Origin of the sequence: Niabella pedocola (assembly GCF_021044425.1) — a bacterium.
Classification (GTDB): domain Bacteria; phylum Bacteroidota; class Bacteroidia; order Chitinophagales; family Chitinophagaceae; genus Niabella; species Niabella pedocola.
On the sequence record NZ_JAJNEC010000005.1, the window covers coordinates 111,182 to 132,822 of the forward strand.

Annotated in this window: 18 protein-coding genes and 1 tRNA gene; 15 read left to right on the plus strand and 4 right to left on the minus strand. The window is 47.0% G+C overall.

Features of this window, described 5'->3' with window-relative positions; translation table 11 throughout:
• Positions 1-340: 340 nt before the first annotated feature.
• Positions 341-2,596: a RelA/SpoT family protein gene (locus LQ567_RS08150; protein ID WP_231004007.1), complete on the minus strand. Its 2,256-nt coding sequence runs from the start codon at positions 2,594-2,596 to the stop codon at positions 341-343.
• A gap of 448 nt (positions 2,597-3,044) precedes the next feature.
• Here LQ567_RS08150 and LQ567_RS08155 point away from each other — a divergent pair, with 448 nt between their 5' ends.
• The 5 genes from LQ567_RS08155 (at position 3,045) to LQ567_RS08175 (ending at position 6,432) form a co-directional block, all read left to right on the plus strand.
• Complete coding sequence (locus LQ567_RS08155) at positions 3,045-3,497, plus strand: DUF6934 family protein (protein ID WP_231004008.1); 453 nt, start codon at positions 3,045-3,047, stop codon at positions 3,495-3,497.
• A gap of 9 nt (positions 3,498-3,506) precedes the next feature.
• A complete protein-coding gene (locus tag LQ567_RS08160; RefSeq protein WP_231004009.1) occupies positions 3,507-3,677 on the plus strand; it encodes a hypothetical protein in 171 nt (56 codons plus the stop codon).
• A gap of 206 nt (positions 3,678-3,883) precedes the next feature.
• Positions 3,884-3,965: transfer RNA gene (locus LQ567_RS08165), tRNA-Leu, on the plus strand.
• Between the two features lie 81 nt (positions 3,966-4,046).
• Positions 4,047-5,453 (plus strand): trigger factor, encoded by a 1,407-nt coding sequence (gene tig / locus LQ567_RS08170; RefSeq protein ID WP_231004010.1) that lies wholly within the window; start codon positions 4,047-4,049, stop codon positions 5,451-5,453.
• 67 nt (positions 5,454-5,520) lie between these two features.
• On the plus strand, positions 5,521-6,432 hold the full coding sequence (locus LQ567_RS08175; protein ID WP_231004011.1) for a hypothetical protein: 912 nt from the start codon (positions 5,521-5,523) through the stop codon (positions 6,430-6,432).
• Between the two features lie 57 nt (positions 6,433-6,489).
• Here the strand turns inward: LQ567_RS08175 and LQ567_RS08180 are convergent, their stop codons facing one another.
• A complete protein-coding gene (locus tag LQ567_RS08180; protein ID WP_231004012.1) occupies positions 6,490-7,305 on the minus strand; it encodes a metallophosphoesterase family protein in 816 nt (271 codons plus the stop codon).
• 264 nt (positions 7,306-7,569) lie between these two features.
• On the opposite strand from LQ567_RS08180, the gene LQ567_RS08185 reads away from it, so the two are divergent.
• The 4 genes from LQ567_RS08185 to LQ567_RS08200 all read left to right on the plus strand — a co-directional run bounded on the left by LQ567_RS08185 (position 7,570) and on the right by LQ567_RS08200 (position 10,547).
• Entirely contained in the window at positions 7,570-8,253 is a 684-nt protein-coding gene (locus LQ567_RS08185; RefSeq protein ID WP_262909588.1) for a ClpP family protease, read from the plus strand.
• An 87-nt stretch (positions 8,254-8,340) separates the two neighbouring features.
• Complete coding sequence (locus LQ567_RS08190) at positions 8,341-8,994, plus strand: ClpP family protease (protein ID WP_231004013.1); 654 nt, start codon at positions 8,341-8,343, stop codon at positions 8,992-8,994.
• Between the two features lie 102 nt (positions 8,995-9,096).
• Positions 9,097-10,344 carry an ATP-dependent Clp protease ATP-binding subunit ClpX gene (gene clpX / locus LQ567_RS08195; protein ID WP_231004014.1) on the plus strand — a complete coding sequence of 416 codons (1,248 nt, stop codon included), beginning with the start codon at positions 9,097-9,099 and terminating at the stop codon, positions 10,342-10,344.
• Positions 10,345-10,400: 56 nt separating this feature from the next.
• Positions 10,401-10,547: a hypothetical protein gene (locus LQ567_RS08200; RefSeq protein WP_231004015.1), complete on the plus strand. Its 147-nt coding sequence runs from the start codon at positions 10,401-10,403 to the stop codon at positions 10,545-10,547.
• A gap of 278 nt (positions 10,548-10,825) precedes the next feature.
• On the opposite strand, the gene LQ567_RS08205 is transcribed toward LQ567_RS08200, so the two are convergent.
• A complete protein-coding gene (locus LQ567_RS08205; protein ID WP_231004016.1) occupies positions 10,826-11,878 on the minus strand; it encodes a LacI family DNA-binding transcriptional regulator in 1,053 nt (350 codons plus the stop codon).
• A 317-nt stretch (positions 11,879-12,195) separates the two neighbouring features.
• Here LQ567_RS08205 and LQ567_RS08210 point away from each other — a divergent pair, with 317 nt between their 5' ends.
• From LQ567_RS08210 to LQ567_RS08225, 4 genes are all read left to right on the plus strand, one after another.
• On the plus strand, positions 12,196-13,662 hold the full coding sequence (locus tag LQ567_RS08210) for a circularly permuted type 2 ATP-grasp protein (protein WP_231004017.1): 1,467 nt from the start codon (positions 12,196-12,198) through the stop codon (positions 13,660-13,662).
• 9 nt (positions 13,663-13,671) lie between these two features.
• Entirely contained in the window at positions 13,672-14,610 is a 939-nt protein-coding gene (locus tag LQ567_RS08215) for an alpha-E domain-containing protein (protein ID WP_231004018.1), read from the plus strand.
• A 20-nt stretch (positions 14,611-14,630) separates the two neighbouring features.
• The gene (locus LQ567_RS08220) at positions 14,631-15,539 is read left to right on the plus strand and encodes a transglutaminase family protein (RefSeq protein WP_231004019.1); all 909 of its coding nucleotides are present in this window, start codon (positions 14,631-14,633) and stop codon (positions 15,537-15,539) included.
• Positions 15,540-15,747: 208 nt separating this feature from the next.
• Positions 15,748-16,368 (plus strand): YdeI/OmpD-associated family protein, encoded by a 621-nt coding sequence (locus LQ567_RS08225; protein ID WP_231004020.1) that lies wholly within the window; start codon positions 15,748-15,750, stop codon positions 16,366-16,368.
• 276 nt (positions 16,369-16,644) lie between these two features.
• Here LQ567_RS08225 and LQ567_RS08230 read toward each other — a convergent pair whose 3' ends face one another.
• Positions 16,645-18,384, minus strand: coding sequence for an ABC transporter substrate-binding protein (locus LQ567_RS08230; RefSeq protein ID WP_231004021.1), 1,740 nt, complete (start codon positions 18,382-18,384; stop codon positions 16,645-16,647).
• Positions 18,385-18,419: 35 nt separating this feature from the next.
• Between LQ567_RS08230 and LQ567_RS08235 the strand changes: the two genes are divergently transcribed.
• Together LQ567_RS08235 and LQ567_RS08240 are read left to right on the plus strand one after the other, a co-directional pair.
• The gene (locus tag LQ567_RS08235; RefSeq protein WP_231004022.1) at positions 18,420-20,081 is read left to right on the plus strand and encodes a M1 family metallopeptidase; all 1,662 of its coding nucleotides are present in this window, start codon (positions 18,420-18,422) and stop codon (positions 20,079-20,081) included.
• A gap of 9 nt (positions 20,082-20,090) precedes the next feature.
• Positions 20,091-21,605, plus strand: a complete 1,515-nt coding sequence (locus LQ567_RS08240) for a polysaccharide biosynthesis C-terminal domain-containing protein (RefSeq protein ID WP_231004023.1) — start codon at positions 20,091-20,093, stop codon at positions 21,603-21,605.
• Positions 21,606-21,641: the final 36 nt, after the last annotated feature.

Consider the following 21,641-nt stretch of genomic DNA (forward strand, 5'->3'; position numbering starts at 1 on the left):
TATGAACTTTTTATAAACTGATCTTTAATAAAGCTACAAAAATAGAGGTTTGGAAGCGAAACCCTTGCAGGGATTTTAAAATATGAAATGAAAAATTTTAAATACAAAAATGAAGATGCCGCGGCGGCTCCGGAATCGGCCGGAGAACGTGAATTGCGAATGAACAATAGTTAATAATCAACAGCTCTGCGTGTATGAAGCGTGGAACAAATTTCCCAGCGAAACCCGTTTTTGGCGGCGAGCTCTCAGCGATCCCTTTTCAGCTTTCAGCGGGTTAAGCCCGGGATCGGCATTCCGGTGCCAGATGTAAACAAATCGAACCTGAAACGCCAGCCCCACCCTACTGCTTCCCCGGTAAATCCTCTGTATCATACCGTTCTACCGACTCGATTCCGCTAAGGTCCTTCAGCCGGTTTACCAGTTCATCCAGCTCCTCCTTATCGTGTACATATACCTTGATGTTTCCCTCAAATAATCCTTCGGAGGCTTCGATGGTCAATGCCGCAATATTGATCTTCAGTTCGGCGGAGATCAGACCGGTAATTTTACTTACCACCCCAACATCATCCATACCGATGATACGCACCCCCGTCAGGAACGAGATCTCTTTATTCTTCGCCCACTTGGTCTTTACGATACGGTGGCCGTAATTCGCCAACAGCTTGGGTGCATTGGGACAATTGGTGCGATGAATGGCCAGTCCCTTTCCGGTAGTAATAAATCCAAATACGTCATCTCCGGGTATGGGCTTGCAGCAATTGGCCAGGTGGTACATGATCTTATCGCTGCTTTCCCCAAAAATGATCAGCTCCGTATCCTGTTTGTTACCGCTCTGTGCCGGTGTATGACTTTCAATTTTATGCTCCTGTACAATCTTAACCGGCCGTGGGTATTCGATCCGGTCGCCGATCACTTTAAACTCCTTCAGTTCTCTAAGATCGATGTTCTTGATCGCTACCTGGTAAAACAATTCCAGGTTCGAATGCAATTTATAAAACTGTACCAGCTCATCCAGGTTGGCCTGCTGCATGGAAACGCCCATTCCCTCCAGTTTGCGCTGAATGGTATAACGCCCTTCATCGGCTACTTTTTTCTTTTCTTCCTTCAGCGCTTCTTTTACCTTGGCTTTCGCCTTGGCCGTTACCACAAACGATAACCAGTCTTCCGAGGGCGTTTGCTTATTACTGGTGATGATCTCTACCTGGTCGCCACTGCGCAGTTTATAACTGATGGGCACCAGCTTATGGTTCACCTTCGCACCGATGGTTTTAGCACCGATGGCGGTATGGATCGCAAATGCAAAATCCAGCGCGGTACTGCCTACCGGCAGCATCTTGATATCGCCTTTGGGTGTATAGATATAAATTTCTTCCGTAAGGAAGCTCATTTTGAAATCCTGCAGAAAATCCACGCTGTCTGCATCCTGGTTGTACAGTACCTCACGGATCTGCTGAAACCATTTATCAAATCGGTTTTCGTTGGCGCTTCCCTCTTTGTATTTCCAGTGGGCGGCCAGTCCTTTTTCTGCGATCTCATTCATCCGTTTTGTCCGTATCTGTACTTCCACCCATTTTCCCCGGGGGCCCATTACTGTGGTATGCAATGCTTCATACCCGTTGGACTTGGGATTGCTCACCCAGTCGCGCAGACGCTCGATAGATGGGGTATACTCATCCGTGATCAGCGAGTACACCTTCCAGCAATCTTCCTTTTCCCGTTCCTGCGGGGAATTCAGGATGATCCGGATGGCAAAAAGATCATACACCTCCTCGAAAGTCACTCCCTTTTTCTTCATCTTGTTCCAGATGGAATGGATATTCTTCGGGCGGCCGTAAATTTCAAAATCAAACTTGTTACGCTCCAGTTTTTCTTTGATGGGCTTAATAAATTCGTTGATATACCGGGTCCGGTCGCGCTTGGTTTCGGCCAGCTTTTTTGCAATCTCTTTATAGGTATCCGGCTCCAGGTACTTCATTGCCAGATCTTCCAGTTCGGTTTTAATACTGTACAACCCCATACGGTGCGCCAGTGGGGCAAAGATATAAACCGTTTCGGAAGCAATTTTCAGCTGCTTTTCGCGCTTCATGCTGTCCAGCGTACGCATATTGTTCAGGCGGTCCGCCAGTTTGATCAGGATCACACGGGGGTCGTCGGTAAGGGTAAGCAGGATCTTCTTGAAATTCTCTGCCTGCTGGGATGCGGAGGAGTCAATCACATTGGAGATCTTCGTAAGTCCGTCCACAATCCTTGAAATTTCCGATCCAAACTCCCGTTCGATATCCTGCAGGGTAATATCCGTATCTTCTACCGTATCATGCAGCAGGGCACAGACCGTAGACCGCACCCCCAGACCGATTTCCTCAATACAGATTTTGGCCACGGCGATCGGGTGCAGGATATAGGGTTCCCCGCTTTTCCGCCGCATACTGCTGTGGGCATCCGCAGCCATCTCAAACGCCCTGCGGAGAATATCTTTATCGCCCGGCTTGATCTTGTCTTTCAGCGCGCGCAACAGCGACCGGTACTCTCTTAAAATCAGCTTTTTCTCCTGCTCCTCGTTAAGACTATATTTGGGTTTTTGCTCTACAGTTTTCATGCAATAATGGACACACTCCTCTTCCTTTTGTTTCTTTGATTACGATTCAATCCTCCGGTTAAAATTACAGAAATTCTGCTGCGCAGCCTCATATCGCTGTAAACAACAAAAATAGAGGGAACGAAGGCTGCACCCGGCTCTGGTAGAGGTATATTGTCACAGATCAGCGATTTTTCTACTTTCAGGCGAGAATGCTTACCCTCACTCCACGCGGACGATTCACGGAAAGAGCGCGAAAATCTGGTTTTTTAAAGGAAGGACGATGCTACTTTTTGCCATGTTCCATTGATTTCGGAACGCAAATTGAACATCCGAAAATGGCAAATAAAAAGGAAGATCCGGTGGGCCAAACCCGGCAGCACCCGGATTTGAATTATAAACACATTCCTTTTTAATCATATTTATGATTAAATTACAGGGTAATTAGCTAACCGTTCAACACCGTTAAATGAACCATCCTGCTTATCCTTATGAAATCAATTCCGGCACCAGGTATTCTTTTATCAGCACCGGAAAACTGGTCATAGAAAAAGTTGTTGAGTTTTCACCAACTGCTATCCCGCATGTTTACAACCTGGGCTTCGGAGATCTTTGCGCGGATGGAACAATTGACGATTCCATAAACTCTAACAACGGGGATATTGTAAAAGTACTGGCAACGGTTATCCGGATAGTAGGAGCATTTACGCTTCTTAAACCTCACATCAAGGTAGTATTTACGGGAAGCACTCCCGACCGGTTGCGGCTTTATCAACGGATTTTACGGATGTACTATTTCGAATTTGTAACCGATTTTTTGATTACCGGCCTGGTAAAAGAAAAACGACTATATAAGGAGTTGATCTTCAAACCTGAAGCACCCAATTTATATTTGGCTTTTTTTGTTCAAAGAATTTATTAAATTTGTTATATGAGCATCCTAAAAAATACTAAAAAACGCAGCCGGAAAAAACTCGTATTAAATGGCACCACTGTTTATATGGTTTCATTTGATCCAGCTGTTGACGGTACCTTGTTTAGCGATAAGCTAAAAAAGGTAAATGCGCTCCTGGAAAAAACCATTTTCCTGAAGCAACCGTAATTCTTTTAACGCTGTATTTTCTTTATTATTTTTGTGCCATAGATTCAACACGCCTGGTCAACACGATCTTCCATCCATTTAACTACCGGAACGAGCACTAAGCACGCCTGTAGTTGTACCGTCCCCGTATTCCCTGTATTTTTTCCGGGAACAGTGTTTTTTATGGCAGAATATACTACATTTGCAGCCCGAAATAGAGTTCTTATCCGGATGTGGTGGAATTGGTAGACACGTCAGACTTAGGATCTGATGCCGCAAGGTGTGGGGGTTCGAGTCCCTTCATCCGGACTTCACAGGTTTGAGGTTTAATGTTTAAAGTTAAAGTTGATAACCTTAAACATTGAACCTTTAAAGCATTAAACAATACAAATGGCGACAATTACACAAGAAAAAATTGGCCCTCTTCATGAAAAGCTCAGCGTAAAGCTGGAAAAAACGGATTACCTGCCCGGGTTTGAAAAGTCTTTAAAGGAGTATAGCAAAAAAGCCAATATTCCCGGCTTCCGCCCCGGAAAAGTTCCCGCCGGTTTAATAAAAAAGATGTACGGTCCTTCTCTTTTTATGGATGAAGTGCTGCGCTCGATCGATAAAGAAATCCTGAATTACCTGGATACCAACAAGGTAAATATTTTTGCCCAGCCGCTTCCCCTGGAAAACGATATGGCGAAGCTGGATGCAAACAATCCTGCAGACTATGATTTTCATTTTGAGATCGGCTTAAAACCCGACTTTAAAATGCTGGATCTGGCAAAACTGGATATCACCGGATACAACATCGACATTACCGATGAAATGATAAAGGAAGAGGTAGAACGCCTGCAAAACCGGTATGGCAACATGACCGACAAAGATACCGTTGAAGACGATGATAACGTGGTGAACGTAACATTTACAGAAACCGGTGCAGATGGCAATGAAGTAGAAGGCGGTATTAAGAAGGACAATTCCCTGCTGGTAAAATACTTTGCACCGGCCGTAAGAACAGCCTTGAATGGCAAAAAAGCCGGCGACAGCATCAACATTACACTGGGTGAAGCTTTTGAAGAAAAGGAACTGGAATTTATTGCACAGGACCTGGGACTGAACAAAGACGAAGCCGCTACAAAAGAAAAAACCTTCAAACTGGAAATCACCAAAGTTGGGTTGCTGGAAAAAAAGGAACTGAACGAAGAATTCTTCAACCAGCTCTACCCCGCAGGCGACGTAAAAACCGAAGAAGATTTCAAAGCAAAAATAAAGGACGAGATCTATAATTACTGGGCGTCTCAAAGCCGGAACCAGATCCACGATCAGCTGTTCCACAAACTGGTAGACGACACAAAAATAGACTTCCCGGAAGCGTTCCTGAAAAACTGGCTGATTACGCAGAACAACCAGCCGCAGGAGGGCGAAAACCAGCAAGCGGCAAAAACACCGGAGCAGATCGAAGCAGAAATGCCTTCTTTCCTGAACCAGCTGAAATGGACGTTGATCACCGAAAAGATCGTGGCAGACAACGCCATCCAGGTAGGGCCCGATGAGATCCGGGATTTTGCCAAACAACAGCTGTTCCAGTACATGGGCGGCGCCATGGGTATGACGGATGATCAGCCCTGGGTGAACGACTATGTAGAACGCATGATGAAAGACCGGAAATATGTAGAGGATGCGTACAACCGCCTGCAGTCGCAGAAGGTATTTGAGTGGGCCGAAACCAAGGTAAAGCCCAAGGCTACATCCATTAAAGCGGAAGATTTTGCTAAAATGGTAAGTGAGCATCAGCATCACCACCATTAATCGATAAAAGATGTTTAAAAAGCCGTTCTAAAAATGAGCGGCTTTTTTTATGTATTTTTAAAATACCATGAACCCGTTAACCAGTAAACTACAATACCGGGACTTTGAAAAAGGCGAATTCACGGGCATCGCGGAGCGTACCCTCCAGGAAACGATGGCACTGATCCTTGCCTATCCCTGGACCGGACAACGGGACCATTTTGTAGTAGGGCTTACGGGCCCGGGTGTAACGGTTCAGGACAACCGGGGCAACTACCTGAAGCTGGCGCTTTATTACAACGGCAAATATATCGCGTATTATTGCTATGCCGCAGGACGACTGTACCAGAAAGCCTTCGAAAAACCGGAGGATGTTACCGATGCGGTTACCGCCTTTTTTACATCGTCCGATAACCCGCCGGAAGGCTTTTTGTTTCAGAAAAGCTTCTTTCAAAATCAGGGAACGCATTTCCCAACCAGGAATTTCCGGTATTCCATACAGGACTTAAGCTTCTGGCAGCTGATCTCCCGGGGAGGCACCGTATTTCATATTTTTATTGGAATCTTTCTTATCGCCACCGTTATTCCGGGTATCCGTAACTACAACAGCCCGGCTACGCAGGGCTTTTTATTGGTGCTGTTCCTCATTCTTTTTTTGATCGGCGGAGGCATCAATCTCTTCCTGCTTTACAGGTATTATATGGCCGATAAAAACACGGTGATCATTCTTTCTAAAGGGCTGCCGGATTTCTATTTCGGCAATGAACAGCAGCAAACCAAATACAATAAGCAGGATATTCAGAAAATTGAGCTCAAAAGGCGATCGAACAGGCGCAGCCCGGTCAGCGAATTTGCCGTATATAAGATCTGTATGACCAACGGAACCGAGCTCCGGTTTACCAGCCTGCTCATTCCTCCGGATCAACTTTCTGAAAAAATGCATAAGGTACAGGTAAAAGCAGTTGAACGGTTCGCCTGGCCCGCCTTCAGGGCTTTATAAACAACCTGTCTGCACCTACATGCCGCCAACACCGGATGCGGTTCCCTTAACGCAGCGTCAGAGCCGCGCTTCATTCAGCCGCCCGGCAGGATTCATCACATAGGTAAGTACGCTGCTGTCTTCCAGCAACTCCACCACCCTGAACCCGTGGTACGATGTGCCCCAGTTACCGCCTACATGTGCATCAAAAACAAAGGGAATATCCAGCTTTTTCTTGATCCCATCCTCATCATGATCATGCCCGTTGAAAACAGCTCTTACATTTTTATACCGTTTCAGCAGGGCCAGGAATTCCGGGCAATCGATACCATGAGTGGTAAGCTTCGCCGGGTTGATGTGAACAATTACAAAGAGATTTTTCGCCTTCTTATGCTGCTCCAGTTGCTGCTCCATCCATTTCAGATCCGGGCAGATATACTCTCCTTTTTCATTGGAGGTCGTTGCGGCTAGGAATACCGCACCATTCACCACAAAATCGTAATTCACCGGGCGGTTCCAGATGCGCTGCCAGTGCTCCGGGGTCACCATATCATGATTTCCGGGCGTTACATAATAACTCATTTTTAATTGCTCAATAAGCGCCTTGGCCGCCGGGTAATGTACCGGATCATTATGTACAATATCGCCGTTCAGCATGCAAAAATCAAAAGGCGTTCTGGCATGTTCCTCGTTGATCCGTGAAATCGCATTTTTTAAAAACCGGTCATAGTCCGTATCCGGCTGTCCGTAATGTATGTCAGACGCTATAGCAAAACGCAGTCTCTTTTTCTTCTTCAGCAGTTCGTTTACCTGTTCGCCGGCCCGTACAATATTTCCATTTGCCAGCAGTAAAAAAGCCGGTGCGGCTATTCTTAAAAACTCTTTGCGTTTCATTTTTCAGGATTTTGCTAAAGTTATTTCAATTTGCAGATATCCTACCGGTCATTCCATCAATAAATTATTAACAAAAAGCGCTTGCAATATGCAGTTATGACGAATTTACCGGGCCAAAACCGGCCAACTTGGCATTTAAAACCACTATTTTGCAAATGGAGAAATATTTGATTACTTTTAAAAGCTGTTGGCAGCCACCTGGTAATAAAGACCGGGCAGCAGAGGCGGCAGCCATTCAATTTTAACCTGTAACTTAAGATTATTATGACTTATAACTCAGAATTTGAAAAATATGCGGTAAAGCACCGGGGTATTTCAAGCAATACCCTGCATAGCTATGGTAACCACCTGGTAACCGCATTAACGCCCAATATTATTGAGGAGCGGCCCATGAATGTGGCCGTGATGGACGTGTACAGCCGGTTGATGATGGACCGTATCATTTTCCTTGGCTACCCCATTAACGACGAGGTCGCGAATATTGTAACCGCACAACTGCTGTTCCTGGACAGTACCGACCGCGTGCGGGATATCAACATGTACATTAACAGTCCCGGGGGAAGTGTTTATGCCGGGTTGGGTGTATATGACACGATGCAGTATGTAACCCCGGATGTGGCTACGATCTGTATTGGGATGGCAGCATCCATGGGTTGTGTGTTGCTTGGCGCCGGCACCCACGGCAAAAGAGCTGCATTGAAGCACGCGCGCATTATGATGCACCAGCCCAGCGGTGGTATTGGCGGACAAGCCAGTGATATTGAAATCACCGTGAACGAGATCCGCAAATTGAAAAGAGAGCTGTATGAGATCGTAAACCATCATACAGACAAGCCGATCGAGCAGATCGAAAAAGATTTTGAGCGGGATAAATGGATGACCGCCTCAGAAGCCAAGGAGTATGGCTTTGTAGATGAAGTATTGCTGATGAACAAGAAGAAAAAGTAAAACCGTTTACAAGTTGAAACATTTACAGGACGGCACGCTCCCTTCAACTTGTCAACCGATCAACTTATCAACAAAAAAAGAAACAACATGATATCCAATTTAAATGAAGATAAATGGTTAAACCCGCTTCGCTTTGATGGTGAAGGAGAAGAAGAAGAGCCAAAAGAAGCGGCAGATAAACGGGATGACCTGATGATGCTGAACAAACGCCTGGAGCAACTGTTCTTTGAAAAAAGAGCGGTATACCTGTGGGGGGTGGTAGATGATAAAAGCGCACGCGAAATCACCACCAAACTCCTGTTGCTGGATGCCGACAAGCCCGGAACGGAGATCAAATTCTACATCAACAGTCCGGGTGGCGTGGTAACCAGCGGAATGGTCATCTATGATACGATGAAGATGATCAAAAGCCCGGTAAGCACCATTTGTATGGGTTTGGCCGCATCTATGGGCAGCATCCTATTAAGTGGCGGAGAAAAAGGAAAGCGGTATATCTACCCCCACGGCGAGGTAATGATCCACCAACCCTCACTGGGCGGTTTTATCCGCGGTGTGAGCTCCGACCTGGAGATACAAGCCAAACAAACCCAACGGGTTAAAATGATCGGGGCCCAGATCCTGGCGGAAAACTGCGGCAAGACCGTAGACGAAATCCTGCGGGATTTTGACCGCGATTACTGGATGGATGCACAGGAAGCCATTGCATACGGCATAGCAGATGCGGTTGTAACTCAGCTATAAACACATCCCGAAAAGTAATAATTATATCATAAAAAATGGAAAATCGCTGTATTCACAGCGATTTTTTTAACTTTGCACATTAATTCTTTTAATCACTGTACTATGCCGGATAACGTGTTGAAATGTTCATTTTGCGGAAGGAACCGGGACGAGGTAGAAATACTGATCGCGGGGCAGGATGGACATATTTGCGAAAACTGTGTGGAGCACGCACAGGAAATTATTAACCAGGAGCTTCATTTCAGAGAAGATACCAAAAGCGTCAGCGGCTTCAATCAGTCGATCCGGAAGCCGATGGAGATCAAAAGCTTCCTGGACGACTATGTAATCGGCCAGAATGATGCAAAAAAAGTACTGGCTGTTGCTGTTTACAATCATTATAAACGATTAAAACAAAAGAACCGCGAGATCGATAATCACAATGATGTGGAGATCGAAAAAAGCAATATCATTATGGTGGGTGAAACCGGAACCGGTAAAACCCTTCTGGCACGAAGCATTGCCAAAATGCTGAATGTGCCCTTTGCCATCGTAGATGCCACAGTATTTACAGAGGCAGGATATGTTGGCGAAGATGTGGAAAGCATTCTGACCCGTTTATTGCAGGTATGCAACTATGACGTGGAAGCGGCGGAACGGGGTATTGTGTATATTGATGAGCTGGATAAAGTGGCCCGCAAAAGCGATAACCCCAGCATTACCCGCGATGTGAGCGGTGAAGGGGTACAACAGGGTCTGCTGAAACTGCTGGAAGGAACCGATGTACTGGTACCTCCGCAGGGTGGCCGTAAACATCCGGATCAAAAACTGATCAAGGTAAATACCCAGAACATTCTTTTCATATGTGGCGGTGCCTTCGATGGCGTTGACAAGATCATTGCGCGTCGGGTACAAACCAATACCATCGGTTTTAATGTAGACAAAGAAGAGCAGGAAGATATGAAAAAGAACCTGCTTCGTTTTGTGAATGCACAGGACCTGAAAACTTTTGGCCTGATCCCTGAGCTGCTGGGCCGTTTGCCCGTGGTTACCCACCTGGATCCGCTGGATGCCGTTACGTTGCGGGCCATCCTCACCGAGCCGAGGAACGCGCTGATGAAGCAATATAAAAAGCTTTTTGAACTGGAAGGTATTGAGCTGGAGATTGAACCCGCAGTTTTGGATTTTATGGTAGACAAGGCGGTTGAATACAAACTGGGGGCCCGTGGGCTGCGCAGCATCTGCGAAAGCATTTTAACGGATGCCATGTATGAGTTGCCCTCGACTTCAGAAACCCGCTTTACCCTTACCAGGGATTATGCACGGCGTAAATTTGAAAAAAGCAAAATGGGACTGGTAAAGGCTGCATAGTTTTTTAACGACGGTCCCGGAAATTCAATTTAATTTTTAACCATCAAACGCTTTATATGCAGGAATTAATCGACAAATTAAAAGCAGACGCACAGTTAAGTGACGAACAGGCACAAAAAGCCATTGAAGCAGTAAAGAATTATATTATTGAAAAATTCCCCATGCTGGAAGGTGCGGTGGCCAACCTCTTCGGAAAAGGCTGATCCCTCTTGCATACCTATATTTTTGAAACAGGCTACGGCCTGTTTTTTATTGCGGGGCTATTTGCATTCAGGTTCTTATCGAACAATTCATCGGTGCCGGATATCGCTGATCGGCAGCTGCGGATAGCAACAAGGTTCGATATGGCGAAAGCCAATTTGTTTTCCAATACCACGTCGCATCGGTCATTGCTACCTATGATTCCGGACCGGGTGGGTCTATTCCTGTTTCAGGGGCACCTTAATAACAGAACGAACGGGGCCTGTTCCGGCACTGCCACTCACCCTTCGTAGAACCGGTAGTTTTCTTTTGTAAGGATATCGATTGGCATAAATACCTGTTGTTCTACAGGCTCCCCTTTGATCAGTTTATTGTAAAGGGCCATCACTCCTCTGTACGCCTGTTCTCTTGGCTTTTGAGAAATAATGAAGTCGATGCGGCCGCTTTCGAGACCGCTGATATTTTTATCGATCAGATCAAAACCGATCAGCCGGATGTTGCTGATGCCCGCTTCTTCCAGGAACCGCGCCACATAAAATACCCGGGAATTTGTTACAAAGATCAGGTCTACCCGCTGCGCCTTCAGTACTGCCGTCAGCTCCTTTTTTATTGAAGCGTAGTCCGTTCGCTGGATATCGGATTTTAAGATCCGCCCTTTTTTACGGTCCTTGAAATAGGCACGGAAACCCTTTTCCTTTTCCAGCAGGTGATAGTAACTATCCGGTGTCTTTGAAATATGTACAATGAGGCAGGTGCTGGTTTCTTTGGAAATAAAATCGGCCAGCTGGCCTCCCAAAAATCCACTGCGATATAAATTCGGGCCAATATAGCTCAGGCTGTTCTGTCCCGGTACATCCGAATTAATGTATACAAAGGGGATCTTCTGTTCGGTAAGCTGTTCCGAAAACACTTCAGCATCTCCTTCAAAATGCGGCGCCATCAGCACGCCGTCTGTCTTGCTTTTCAGGATCCTTTTTGTTTGACGAACAAAACTTTGTTTGTCATTCAGATCAAAAAAATATTTTTCAATCGTAACGCCAAATTGCCGCACCTCGGCTTCTGCCTGACCGATCCCATCCAGCGGTGCCTGCCAGTAGGTTGTTTCTTTTGAAACCGCGGGAATCAGTATCGCCAGCCTGATTACCTTTCGCGAAGCCAGCGTACGGGCCAGGATATTGGGCCGGTAATCATACTTCTTAATAATGGCTTTGATCTTTTTCTCGGTGGCCAATGCCACTCCCGGCCGGTTATGCAATACCCGGTCTACGGTAGCAATCGATACATTCGTCATCTTTGCAATATCCTTAACACCTATGCGCGTCCCTGACTTCATTTAATTTGGTTTTACAATCAAATATAACGTTAATTTACAGTATGTCCCTCGCCAAAAAAGCAGTCTTAACATTGTTTATTTTCCTTCGCCATTGACCGGCCCTGTGGCTCGCGATCGCCGACTTTCACCGGAACCGCACCGATCAGGCAAACCCGCAAGTTACGGCCGCAGCAACCTTTCAATGCACCGATCCGTTAAAGCGAAGGACCGGCAGCCGGTATATGACCACCAAAAAGACGTTGCCGGAACACCGTTTTAAATTTGCCGTTCTTTTATCTTTTTTATATCTTCCAGTAAAGAAACCAATACCGGAAATTATGACGCACTGGAGTGATGCTTATCTTTCTGAGCCGTCTGCTTATGACGAAATGCATGTTGAAGGCGGAACCGTAAGGGTGCCTTATGAACGGGTGAATGAATTCCTGAAAAAATATACCACGGGCGCATTCAGGGAAAAGGAGAAAATGGCGGGTAACCTGTTCCTGAACCGGGGGATCACATTTACCGTTTACAGCGAAAAAGAGGGTATCGAACGCATCTTTCCTTTCGACATTATTCCACGTATCATTACGGCCTCCGAATGGGCCGTTATTGAGGCCGGCATTAAACAACGCCTCAAGGCATTGAACCTTTTCCTGAAGGATATCTACCACAACCGGCAGATACTGAACGACGGGGTGATCCCGGCCGCACTCATTGCCAGCTGCCCGCATTATACGAGAGACGTTTATGGCATCCGGGTACCGCACGATATCTATGTACACATTTCCGGCATCGATCTGATCCGGGATGCCGACGGCACTTTTTATGTGCTGGAGGATAACCTTCGTACGCCCAGCGGTGTGAGCTATATGCTGGAGAACCGGGAGATCACCAAACGCATCTTCCCGGACCTGATTGCAACCAGCAAGGTAAGAAGCATTTCAGATTATCCGTTGCTGCTGCATAAGGTATTATCGGCGGTGGCCCCGCGCGACATGAACAATCCTACTGTTGTGTTGATGACTCCGGGTATCTATAACAGCGCCTATTATGAGCATACCTTCCTTGCCAAATACATGGGCATTGAACTGGTTGAAGGCCGGGACCTGGTGGTGCAAAACGACCGGGTATATATGAAATCGACCAGCGGCCTGAAACAGGTCGATGTGATCTACCGCCGCGTGGATGATGACTTCCTGGATCCGCTGGTGTTCCGGCCAGACAGTACGCTGGGCGTGGCGGGCTTGCTGAATGTATGCCGGAAAGGGAATGTAAGCATCGTAAATGCCGTAGGCAACGGGGTTGCAGACGACAAAGCGGTTTACCGGTATGTACCCAAAATGATCGAGTATTATCTCAATGAAACCCCCATCCTGAAGAACGTGCCCACTTACAGCATGGAAAACGAAGAAGAACGTGCGCATGTTATTTCCAACATCAGCAAAATGGTGGTAAAGAAAACCAATGAAAGCGGCGGGTACGGATTGCTAATGGGCGATAAGGCATCCGACGCCGAAATTGCGGAAACCATTACGGCCATCAGCGAAAACCCCAGGAACTTTATCGCACAGCCCATCATCACACTGAGCACCGCCCCTTGTTTCATCGATAACAAACTACAGGCACGTCATGTAGATCTTCGTCCGTATGCCCTTTGCGGACCCGGCGGGGTAGAGATCGTTCCCGGTGGCCTCACCAGAGTAGCACTCCGGGAAGGAAGCAAGGTGGTAAACTCCTCCCAGGGAGGCGGCAGCAAGGATACCTGGATCGTAAACGACACCTCATTCACCGGATCAATTTAGTTCACTCATATGTTAGCAAGAACCGCAGACAATCTTTACTGGATGAGCCGTTATATGGAGCGCGCAGACGTGATCTTACGCACGCTTTCCAACGGGTTTTATGCCAGCTACGACATCAATGACTACCAGTTGTTTAACTGGAATTCCATTGTAAAGATCTTTTGCTACCTCCCCGAGGAAGCCCTTGAAGCCGTTTCCGCAAACTCCGATAATGTATTGCGGCAACTGCTCATACATGATGAGAACAATTCATTAAAAGAGCTGGTAACAAAAGCGAGGGAAAATGCCCGAGGTACCCAGGAGCATCTTACAAAAGAGGTTTGGGAGGCCATCAACGAAACCTACCACTCTACCATAAGCATCGATATCGAAACCGCCATTTCCTCAGGCGAACAATTGAACATCCTGCTGAAACAGATCGATGAGAGCCTGATCTATTACGGTGTGTTTGAAAATACCATGCCGCGGGGCCAGGGCTGGAATTTTATGAACCTGGGGCGGTTTATTGAGCGCAGCATTCAAACGCTTAATTTCACCGAAGCCAAATTCCTGTCGCTCGATCAGAAGGACCCCGAAAGCATTCACATCCTCTACTGGAAAAACCTGCTGCTCAACCTGAGCGGTTATGAACTTTACCTGAAAACATACCGCGGTGGCGATCACTCCGAGCACATTATCGACATGATCTTCCTGAACAGCGCTTTTCCACGGAGTATCGCATATACACTTCATAAGATCTGCCTGTATATCCAGAAAATTCTCAGGGAAAACGACAACCACAACAATCCGCAGATTGAGCGTAAAACGGGTATGCTTCATGCAAAGATCGCCTATACAGACCTGGAAGAGATCCGGCGGAAAGGTGTACAGGCCTTTATCGGCGAGCTAAAATCCGATCTTCACCAGCTCAGTCAGCTCATTGGTCAAAGTTTCTTTTCGTATTATTAGTTTACTTCCAATCTGCATTCATGCCTACATATAATATCCGACATATTACCGAATACCTCTACGATGCACCGGTTGTTGACAGCATCAACCAGGTAAAGATCTATCCTTTCCACGGCAATGATCAAAATGTGATCCAGCAGGAAGTGCTTATCACCGGGGATCCCACATTGAGTTTCTTTATCGACTACTGGGGTAACCGGGTGGGCGTATTTACGATACCCGAGCCGCACTATTCGGTAAAGATCGACAGCCGGATCACCGTGCACACAGAAGCACCGTCCATGCGGCTGATGAAGCCGCTGCCGGAGATCATACGCCTGGATTACAGCACACCCTTTACCATTACCTCCGGCCACATCATTGACGATATCCTGGCGCAGGCGCCGGCCAATGTACATAAACGCACGCTGGTAGAATGGTGCAGCCAGTATGTATATCATCACTTCAGATATGAAAAAGGGGTGACCACCATCGAAACCACTATCGACGAAATTCTTACGCACCGGAGCGGTGTATGCCAGGATTTTGCACACCTGCTGCTGCACTTGCTGCGCACGCTGGGTATTGCCAGCCGTTACGTTAGCGGTTATATTTGCCCTAACCGGAACGGCATGCGTGGCCAGGGTGCTACCCATGCCTGGGTAGAAGCCTGGATGGACGAATACGGGTGGTATGGCATTGACCCCACCAATAATATGTGGGTAACGGATACCCATGTAAAACTGGCCGTGGGACGCCATTTCAACGACTGTTCTCCGGTGAAAGGCGCGTTCAAAGGCATTGCCAACCAGAGTATGAATGTTTATGTAAGCGTGGGATACGAAGACGGGCATACCATTGAAGACAATAACGAAGTAGAAATGCATCAGCAAAAAGTGCAAACCCCTGCCATCATTCCCAAACAGTTCTTTATGCAGCAGCAACAATGAGCGAAGGACGGATTTGAGATTTGAGATTCGAGACTGCAGATTTCAGACTTCAGCGTTCAGCAGTCAGCAATCAGCTATCAGCGATAACGTTATGTGTTGAAATTTGGTGCTTTGGCTCCTGAGATTTGAGATTCGAGATTTGCTTTTTAGAATTTAACATTTGGCTCCACAATTATCAGCTTCCGGTAACTTCAATAAAATCTTTACCATGGCAACCCGGGATCCCAAACACGAAATGTATATATCCAACGCGCAACCCTTTGCCCAACCGGTGCTGGAACATATCCGGAAGCTGGTGCACAAAGCCTGCCCGGATGTTGAGGAAACCATGAAATGGTCCTTCCCGCATTTTGACTACCACGGAAAAATATTATGCAGCATGGCCGCCTTTAAACAGCACGCCGCGCTGAACTTCTGGCTGAGTAATGATATAGAGGCATTAAAACCTTATCGGGTGGTTGAGGGCACGGCCAAAGCAATGGGGCAGCTTGGCAAGCTTACATCGGTTAAAGACCTGCCGCCGGACAAGATCTTGCTGCTGGCCATAAAGGAGGCCATGATATTGATTGATGCCGGGGCATCCCTGAAAAAAGCGCCACCCCAAAAAGCCGCGGAATTACCCGTGCCGGATATGCTTAAAAAGGCCCTGGCAAAAAATAAAACGGCCAAAGCCGTTTTTGAAAAGTTTCCACCTTCCCATCGCAAGGAATACATTCAATGGATCACAGAAGCTAAAACCGATGCCACCCGGGATAAGCGCATTGCCACCACGCTCGAATGGCTTGCTGAAGGGCGGAACCGGAACTGGAAGTATGAGCGGAAAAATTAAGCGAACAGTTCCAGGTTTGGTTTAACGTTCAAGGTTAGCGTTCCGGGAGCAGCGTTTGCATACCAGCCTGCAAATTTTAATACTAAATGCCAAAGATCAAAAAACAAGAACCAAAGAACAAAAAAGCAAAAATCCCAATATCAAAATCCAACGCTACAGGACAGGAGCGCGATAAATGGGTAACTTAAGCTTAAATGCTAAACCGAAAGGGCCAGGTTAAAATATGATAATGCCACTGATTGCTGAACACTGAAGGCTGAAAGCTGGCTGCTCAAATCACCGGTCCTCAATCCGCACCCTTCGCAGCTCCAGTAAATTCAACGCATTGGGCTGGTATCCCTTTATATTGGGCTGCAGCAACTGGATCACTTTATCATACCAGAGCGGTACCACGGGAGCGTCGTTGATCGCAATCTGATCCGCCTTCTGGTATAACAGGTACCGCAGCGAATCATTGGTTTCTTTGATCGCCGCTTCAAAAGCCGCGTCAAACGCCGGGTTTTTATAGCGCGTATAATTGGGCGGCGCGGGATTTTTTGAATAGAAGACCGACAGGTAATTTTCCGCATCCGGGTAATCGGCGATCCAGCCACCTCTGAAGAACGCAGCCCTGGAATTAGCCGTCATCTCAAACAACAACGATTTTTGCACCACTTCCACCTGTATCTTCATGCCGATCGCTTCCAGTTGCTTGGCGATAAAATTGGCAAAGTCTGCGTATATAGAAATGGTCAGCAGCCGGATCTGTGGCAGTCCCGTTCCATTTGGAAAGCCTGCTTCCTTCAGCAAAGCCATCGCTTTTACAGGATCGTAATGATACCCTTTTACTATTGAATCATTAAACGAAGGCAATCCCTTGGGCACAAAACCAGATTCTGCCGGTGTACCTAATGAATTGCGCAGGTAGAGGATCATCTTTCTGCGGTCGAACCCATAATTGATCGCCTGCCGTACTTTTTTCAACCGGAGCGGGGATTGTGCCACCAGCGGGTTCAGCGAATCTACCAGGATACCGAGGTATTCAATGTTTAAATAAGGCTGCGTTTTCAATACCAGTTTTCCTTCCCACTCCTTTTTAAGCGTTCCTCTTTTGGTAAGTACCTCATCTTTAAAGCTGGGATCCAGCTCATTTACAAAATCGAGATGGCCCTGGCGCAGCAACAGGAATTCGGTAGCCCGGCTGTCTTTAAAACTGATCTTGACGCCATCGATATAAGGCAACCGGTTTCCGGCGCTGTCTGTTTCAAAATAACGGGCGTTCTTTTTAAACACCAGGCCCTGCCCCTCTTCCCAGGCCACAAACTGGAAGGGCCCCGTGCCCACCGGGTGACTTCTGAAATCCACACCGAATTTCTCCACTGCTTCCCGGGCAACCACCGAACAATACTGCATGGAAAGTATACCCAGTATCGGCTGGTAAGGCCGCATCAGCTTTAGCTGGAACACCGTATCATTAAGAGCGGTAAAGGGCTGAAGCGTATCGATCTTCCCGTTAAAGATCCATCCTCCCGGACTTGCAACCCTGGGGTCAATGATCCGGTTCAGGCTGAAAACCACATCCCCCGCTATCATTTTTCGTCCCCGCGCGTAGGGAAAAACCGGATCGTCATGAAAAAAAACATCATTCCTTAAATAGAAGGTGTAGGTACGTTTATCATCAGAGATCTCCCAGTGTTTAGCCAGCGAAGGGCGAATGTGCAAACTGTCGTTGATCTCCACCAGGGTATTGAACAACTGATGTGCCGGCCACATTGTGGATTGGTTTTTGGCAAAAGCCGGATCCAGCGAAGCGATGCCGGCATATTCATTATACCGGAATATCGTTCTTTTATTGCTGCCGTTATCTTTGCAGCCCGCAGCAAACAGGTAACCCAATAGTAAGAGCAACACCCAACAGGAACGGTTGCTTTGCCTGTAAAAGCCCTTCCCATGCGCAACCGGTTGCGTTTGTGAAAAAAAAGCAAAACGGCGGGGAAAAGCAGGAAGGATCCAATATAGTCGGTTCGTTTTCGTCATGAACGTTTAAATTTACAATTCAAACCATTCCGGTAATGATTTTTTTGAAAAATATTCTCAAAACGCTTTGTCTGCTGCTGCTTGCAACAGGATCTGTGCAGGCACAACTGCTGAACCATGAAGATACGTTTACCCGGCAGGACAGCCTGAGAGGCAGCAACGGAGCAGGAAGAAGCTGGTGGAATGTGCTTCAATATGACATCCAGCTGCATGTAGATATTGAAAGCAAAACGGTAAGCGGGTACAATGATATCACTTATTCCGTCCTCAGCAACTCAAAAGCGCCGCTACAACTCGATCTGCAGGAGCCCATGCAGATCGAAAAGGCAGAAGACCGGGATACGAAGAGCCCCATCCGCTTTCAGCGGGAAGGAAATGTATTCTGGCTCTATATACCACGCGGTACGGCCGGCCGCAAAACCCGTACCATCCGCGTTTATTTCCGGGGCAACCCCATTGTGGCCAAAACTCCACCATGGGATGGCGGATGGATCTTTACAAAAGATGCGCAGGGACGGCCCTGGGTCAGCACCGCCACACAGGGGATCGGCGCCAGTACCTGGCTGCCCTGTAAAGATTACCAGGCCGATGAACCAGACCGGGGCATCACCTTTACCATTCATGTGCCGGATAGCCTTGCGGCTGTGAGCAATGGCCGGCTGACCTCCAAAACCTCCGGCCAGGATGGTACCACCGCATGGAAATGGACGGTATCGCAACCGATCAATACCTACCTCATCACACCTTATATAGGGCATTACGTAAATTTCAACGACACCCTGCAGGGCGAAAAAGGAAAGCTGGATATCGGGTACTGGGTGCTGGATTATAACCAGGAAAAAGCAACCGAACATTTTAAGATCGTAAAGCCCATGCTCCGCTGTTTTGAACACTGGATGGGCCCCTACCCTTTTTATGAAGACAGTTATAAACTGGTTGATGCACCGCACCTGGGCATGGAGCATCAGAGCGGGGTAGCTTACGGTAATAAATATTTAAACGGATACCTCGGCAAAGACCGGTCTGCCACCGGCTGGGGCGACGATTGGGATTTTATCATCGTACACGAAAGCGGGCACGAGTGGTTTGCCAACAATATCACCACAAAGGATATTGCCGATATGTGGGTGCACGAGGCTTTCACCACCTATACTGAAACGCTTTTTGTACAATGCAGGCATGGTCTGAAAGCCGCCAACGAGTATGTGATCGGCCAACGGAAAAACATCCAGAACGACACGCCCATAATCGGCCCCTATGGCATAAACAAAGAAGGCAGCAGCGATATGTATGATAAAGGCGCCAGTATGATCCATATCATCCGCCAGCTAATGAACAACGACGACAAATTCCGCGATTTGCTGCGTGGCCTCAACCGCGACTTCTATCACCAAACGGTAACCGGCAAACAGATCGAAAGCTACATCATCCGCAAAACCGGAAAGCCGCTCCAGAAAGTATTTGATCAATACCTGCGTACCACGAATATACCGGTACTCACCTATACCCGCAGCGGCGGTAAAGTGCGTTATAAATGGACCAACTGTGTGCCCGGCTTCAACATGCCGGTGCAGCTGGCCGGCGGGCAGTGGCTCAGCCCCAGGGAGCAGTACCAGGAGGCGCCCGCGAGCATCCTGACGGATGGTGCGTTATTGGCGAGTCCTAATTTTTACATCCGGGTAGCAGAGGCTTCTTAATTTTTTTCAATGAGCGCACAAATCAGGAAGCACAGTCTTATTTCGTCGGCAGTTATTTATATCGGGTTTGCGGTAGGCGCATTAAACACGTATTTATTTACAAAAGAAGGTTTTTTTACAGAAGAGCAATATGGTTTAACACAATTGTTTGTAACAGCTGCCCAGCTCATCGTATCCTTTGCATCCCTGGGAATGCCCTCCTATATTTACAAGTTTTACCACTACTATAATGATCACCTGGAGCCCCGGAAAAATGACATGATTGCCTGGGCCCTGTTAACCGGGCTTGTTTGCTTTGCCCTTGTTTTTGTTCTGGGAATTGTTTTTGAGGATCTTTTCGCCAGGAAATTCAGCAACGGATCGGCTCTGGCCGTTTATTATTATTACTGGATGTATCCCATGTCTTTTGGGCTAACCATCTTCGGTATCCTGGAGGCATACGGCTGGAGTTTAAAAAAATCCATTCTTACCAACTTCCTGAAAGAGGTCCAGTGGCGTGTGCTGGTTACGATACTCATTGTTTTATTTATTGTAAAAATCGTCCCGGATTTTGACCGGTTCATTAAGCTCTATTCTTTTGCCTATCCCGTTATTGCGTTAACCTTATTGATTTACCTGGTAGCCACCAAAAAGATACACCTAACCTTTAAAGTAAGCAAGGTAACCCGCCGCTTCTTCAGGCCCATCATTCGCTTTATAGCCTTTATTTATTCCGGCATGCTGGTGTTTACCATTTCCCAGCAGTTCGATTCGCTGGTACTGGCTTCGGTTACAGAAACCGGGCTAAAAAACCTAGGAATATTTACATTGGCCCAGTTCCTCACCAGTCTTATACAGGCGCCGCAACGCAGCATTATAGCCGCTTCCATGCCTTATATATCCAAGGCCTGGAAAGACAAAAAAATAAGCCAGATCCAGAATATTTATCAGCGTTCCTCCATTAACCAGCTGATCTTTGCCTGTTTGATGTTTACGCTGATCGCCTTGAATTATACAGATGCCGTTGTTACTTTTAAATTACGGGAAAGCTTCCTGCTTGGCTTTGTTCCGTTTATCCTGTTGGGATTAACAAGAGTGGTGGATATGGGTACGGGTGTAAATGCCCAGATCATCGGCACATCCACTTACTGGAAATTTGATTTCATCAGCGGCATCATCCTGTTGCTGTTTATGCTGCCGCTCACCTATATCTTTACCAAACGGTATGGCCTCATTGGACCTCCTATTGCCAACCTGATTTCCATTACCATCTACAATATCATACGGATTACATTCTTATGGAAAAAGTTCCGGCTCTTTCCTTTTACCAGGCAATCATTGTATACAGTGATCCTCAGTGTAACAGTATACCTGCTCGCCTGGCTGCTGTTCCGCAACCTGCATGGCTTTCTAGGTTTATTTGCCCGCAGTATTTTTATTGTGGTGTTATTCACCGGCAGCGTTTATATGCTAAACCTTACGCCCGACCTGAAACCGGTACTGGGTTCACTGGTAAAGCGGCTGAAGAAAAATAAGGAGCGTTAAACGATCAGCCATCAGTTTTCAGTTAATTACATTCAG

Excerpts from the sequence above, each read along its gene's own strand:
- LQ567_RS08150 (WP_231004007.1), bottom strand. The coding sequence starts at position 2,596 with ATGAAAACTGTAGAGCAAAAACCCAAATATAGTCTTAACGAGGAGCAG.
- LQ567_RS08205 (WP_231004016.1), bottom strand. The coding sequence starts at position 11,878 with ATGAAGTCAGGGACGCGCATAGGTGTTAAGGATATTGCAAAGATGACG.
- LQ567_RS08215 (WP_231004018.1), top strand. The coding sequence starts at position 13,672 with ATGTTAGCAAGAACCGCAGACAATCTTTACTGGATGAGCCGTTATATG.
- LQ567_RS08185 (WP_262909588.1), top strand. The coding sequence starts at position 7,570 with ATGACTTATAACTCAGAATTTGAAAAATATGCGGTAAAGCACCGGGGT.
- LQ567_RS08190 (WP_231004013.1), top strand. The coding sequence starts at position 8,341 with ATGATATCCAATTTAAATGAAGATAAATGGTTAAACCCGCTTCGCTTT.
- LQ567_RS08235 (WP_231004022.1), top strand. The coding sequence starts at position 18,420 with ATGATTTTTTTGAAAAATATTCTCAAAACGCTTTGTCTGCTGCTGCTT.
- LQ567_RS08155 (WP_231004008.1), top strand. The coding sequence starts at position 3,045 with ATGAACCATCCTGCTTATCCTTATGAAATCAATTCCGGCACCAGGTAT.
- LQ567_RS08240 (WP_231004023.1), top strand. The coding sequence starts at position 20,091 with ATGAGCGCACAAATCAGGAAGCACAGTCTTATTTCGTCGGCAGTTATT.
- LQ567_RS08175 (WP_231004011.1), top strand. The coding sequence starts at position 5,521 with ATGAACCCGTTAACCAGTAAACTACAATACCGGGACTTTGAAAAAGGC.
- LQ567_RS08225 (WP_231004020.1), top strand. The coding sequence starts at position 15,748 with ATGGCAACCCGGGATCCCAAACACGAAATGTATATATCCAACGCGCAA.
- tig (WP_231004010.1), top strand. The coding sequence starts at position 4,047 with ATGGCGACAATTACACAAGAAAAAATTGGCCCTCTTCATGAAAAGCTC.
- LQ567_RS08210 (WP_231004017.1), top strand. The coding sequence starts at position 12,196 with ATGACGCACTGGAGTGATGCTTATCTTTCTGAGCCGTCTGCTTATGAC.
- LQ567_RS08160 (WP_231004009.1), top strand. The coding sequence starts at position 3,507 with ATGAGCATCCTAAAAAATACTAAAAAACGCAGCCGGAAAAAACTCGTA.
- LQ567_RS08200 (WP_231004015.1), top strand. The coding sequence starts at position 10,401 with ATGCAGGAATTAATCGACAAATTAAAAGCAGACGCACAGTTAAGTGAC.
- LQ567_RS08230 (WP_231004021.1), bottom strand. The coding sequence starts at position 18,384 with ATGACGAAAACGAACCGACTATATTGGATCCTTCCTGCTTTTCCCCGC.
- LQ567_RS08220 (WP_231004019.1), top strand. The coding sequence starts at position 14,631 with ATGCCTACATATAATATCCGACATATTACCGAATACCTCTACGATGCA.
- LQ567_RS08180 (WP_231004012.1), bottom strand. The coding sequence starts at position 7,305 with ATGAAACGCAAAGAGTTTTTAAGAATAGCCGCACCGGCTTTTTTACTG.
- clpX (WP_231004014.1), top strand. The coding sequence starts at position 9,097 with ATGCCGGATAACGTGTTGAAATGTTCATTTTGCGGAAGGAACCGGGAC.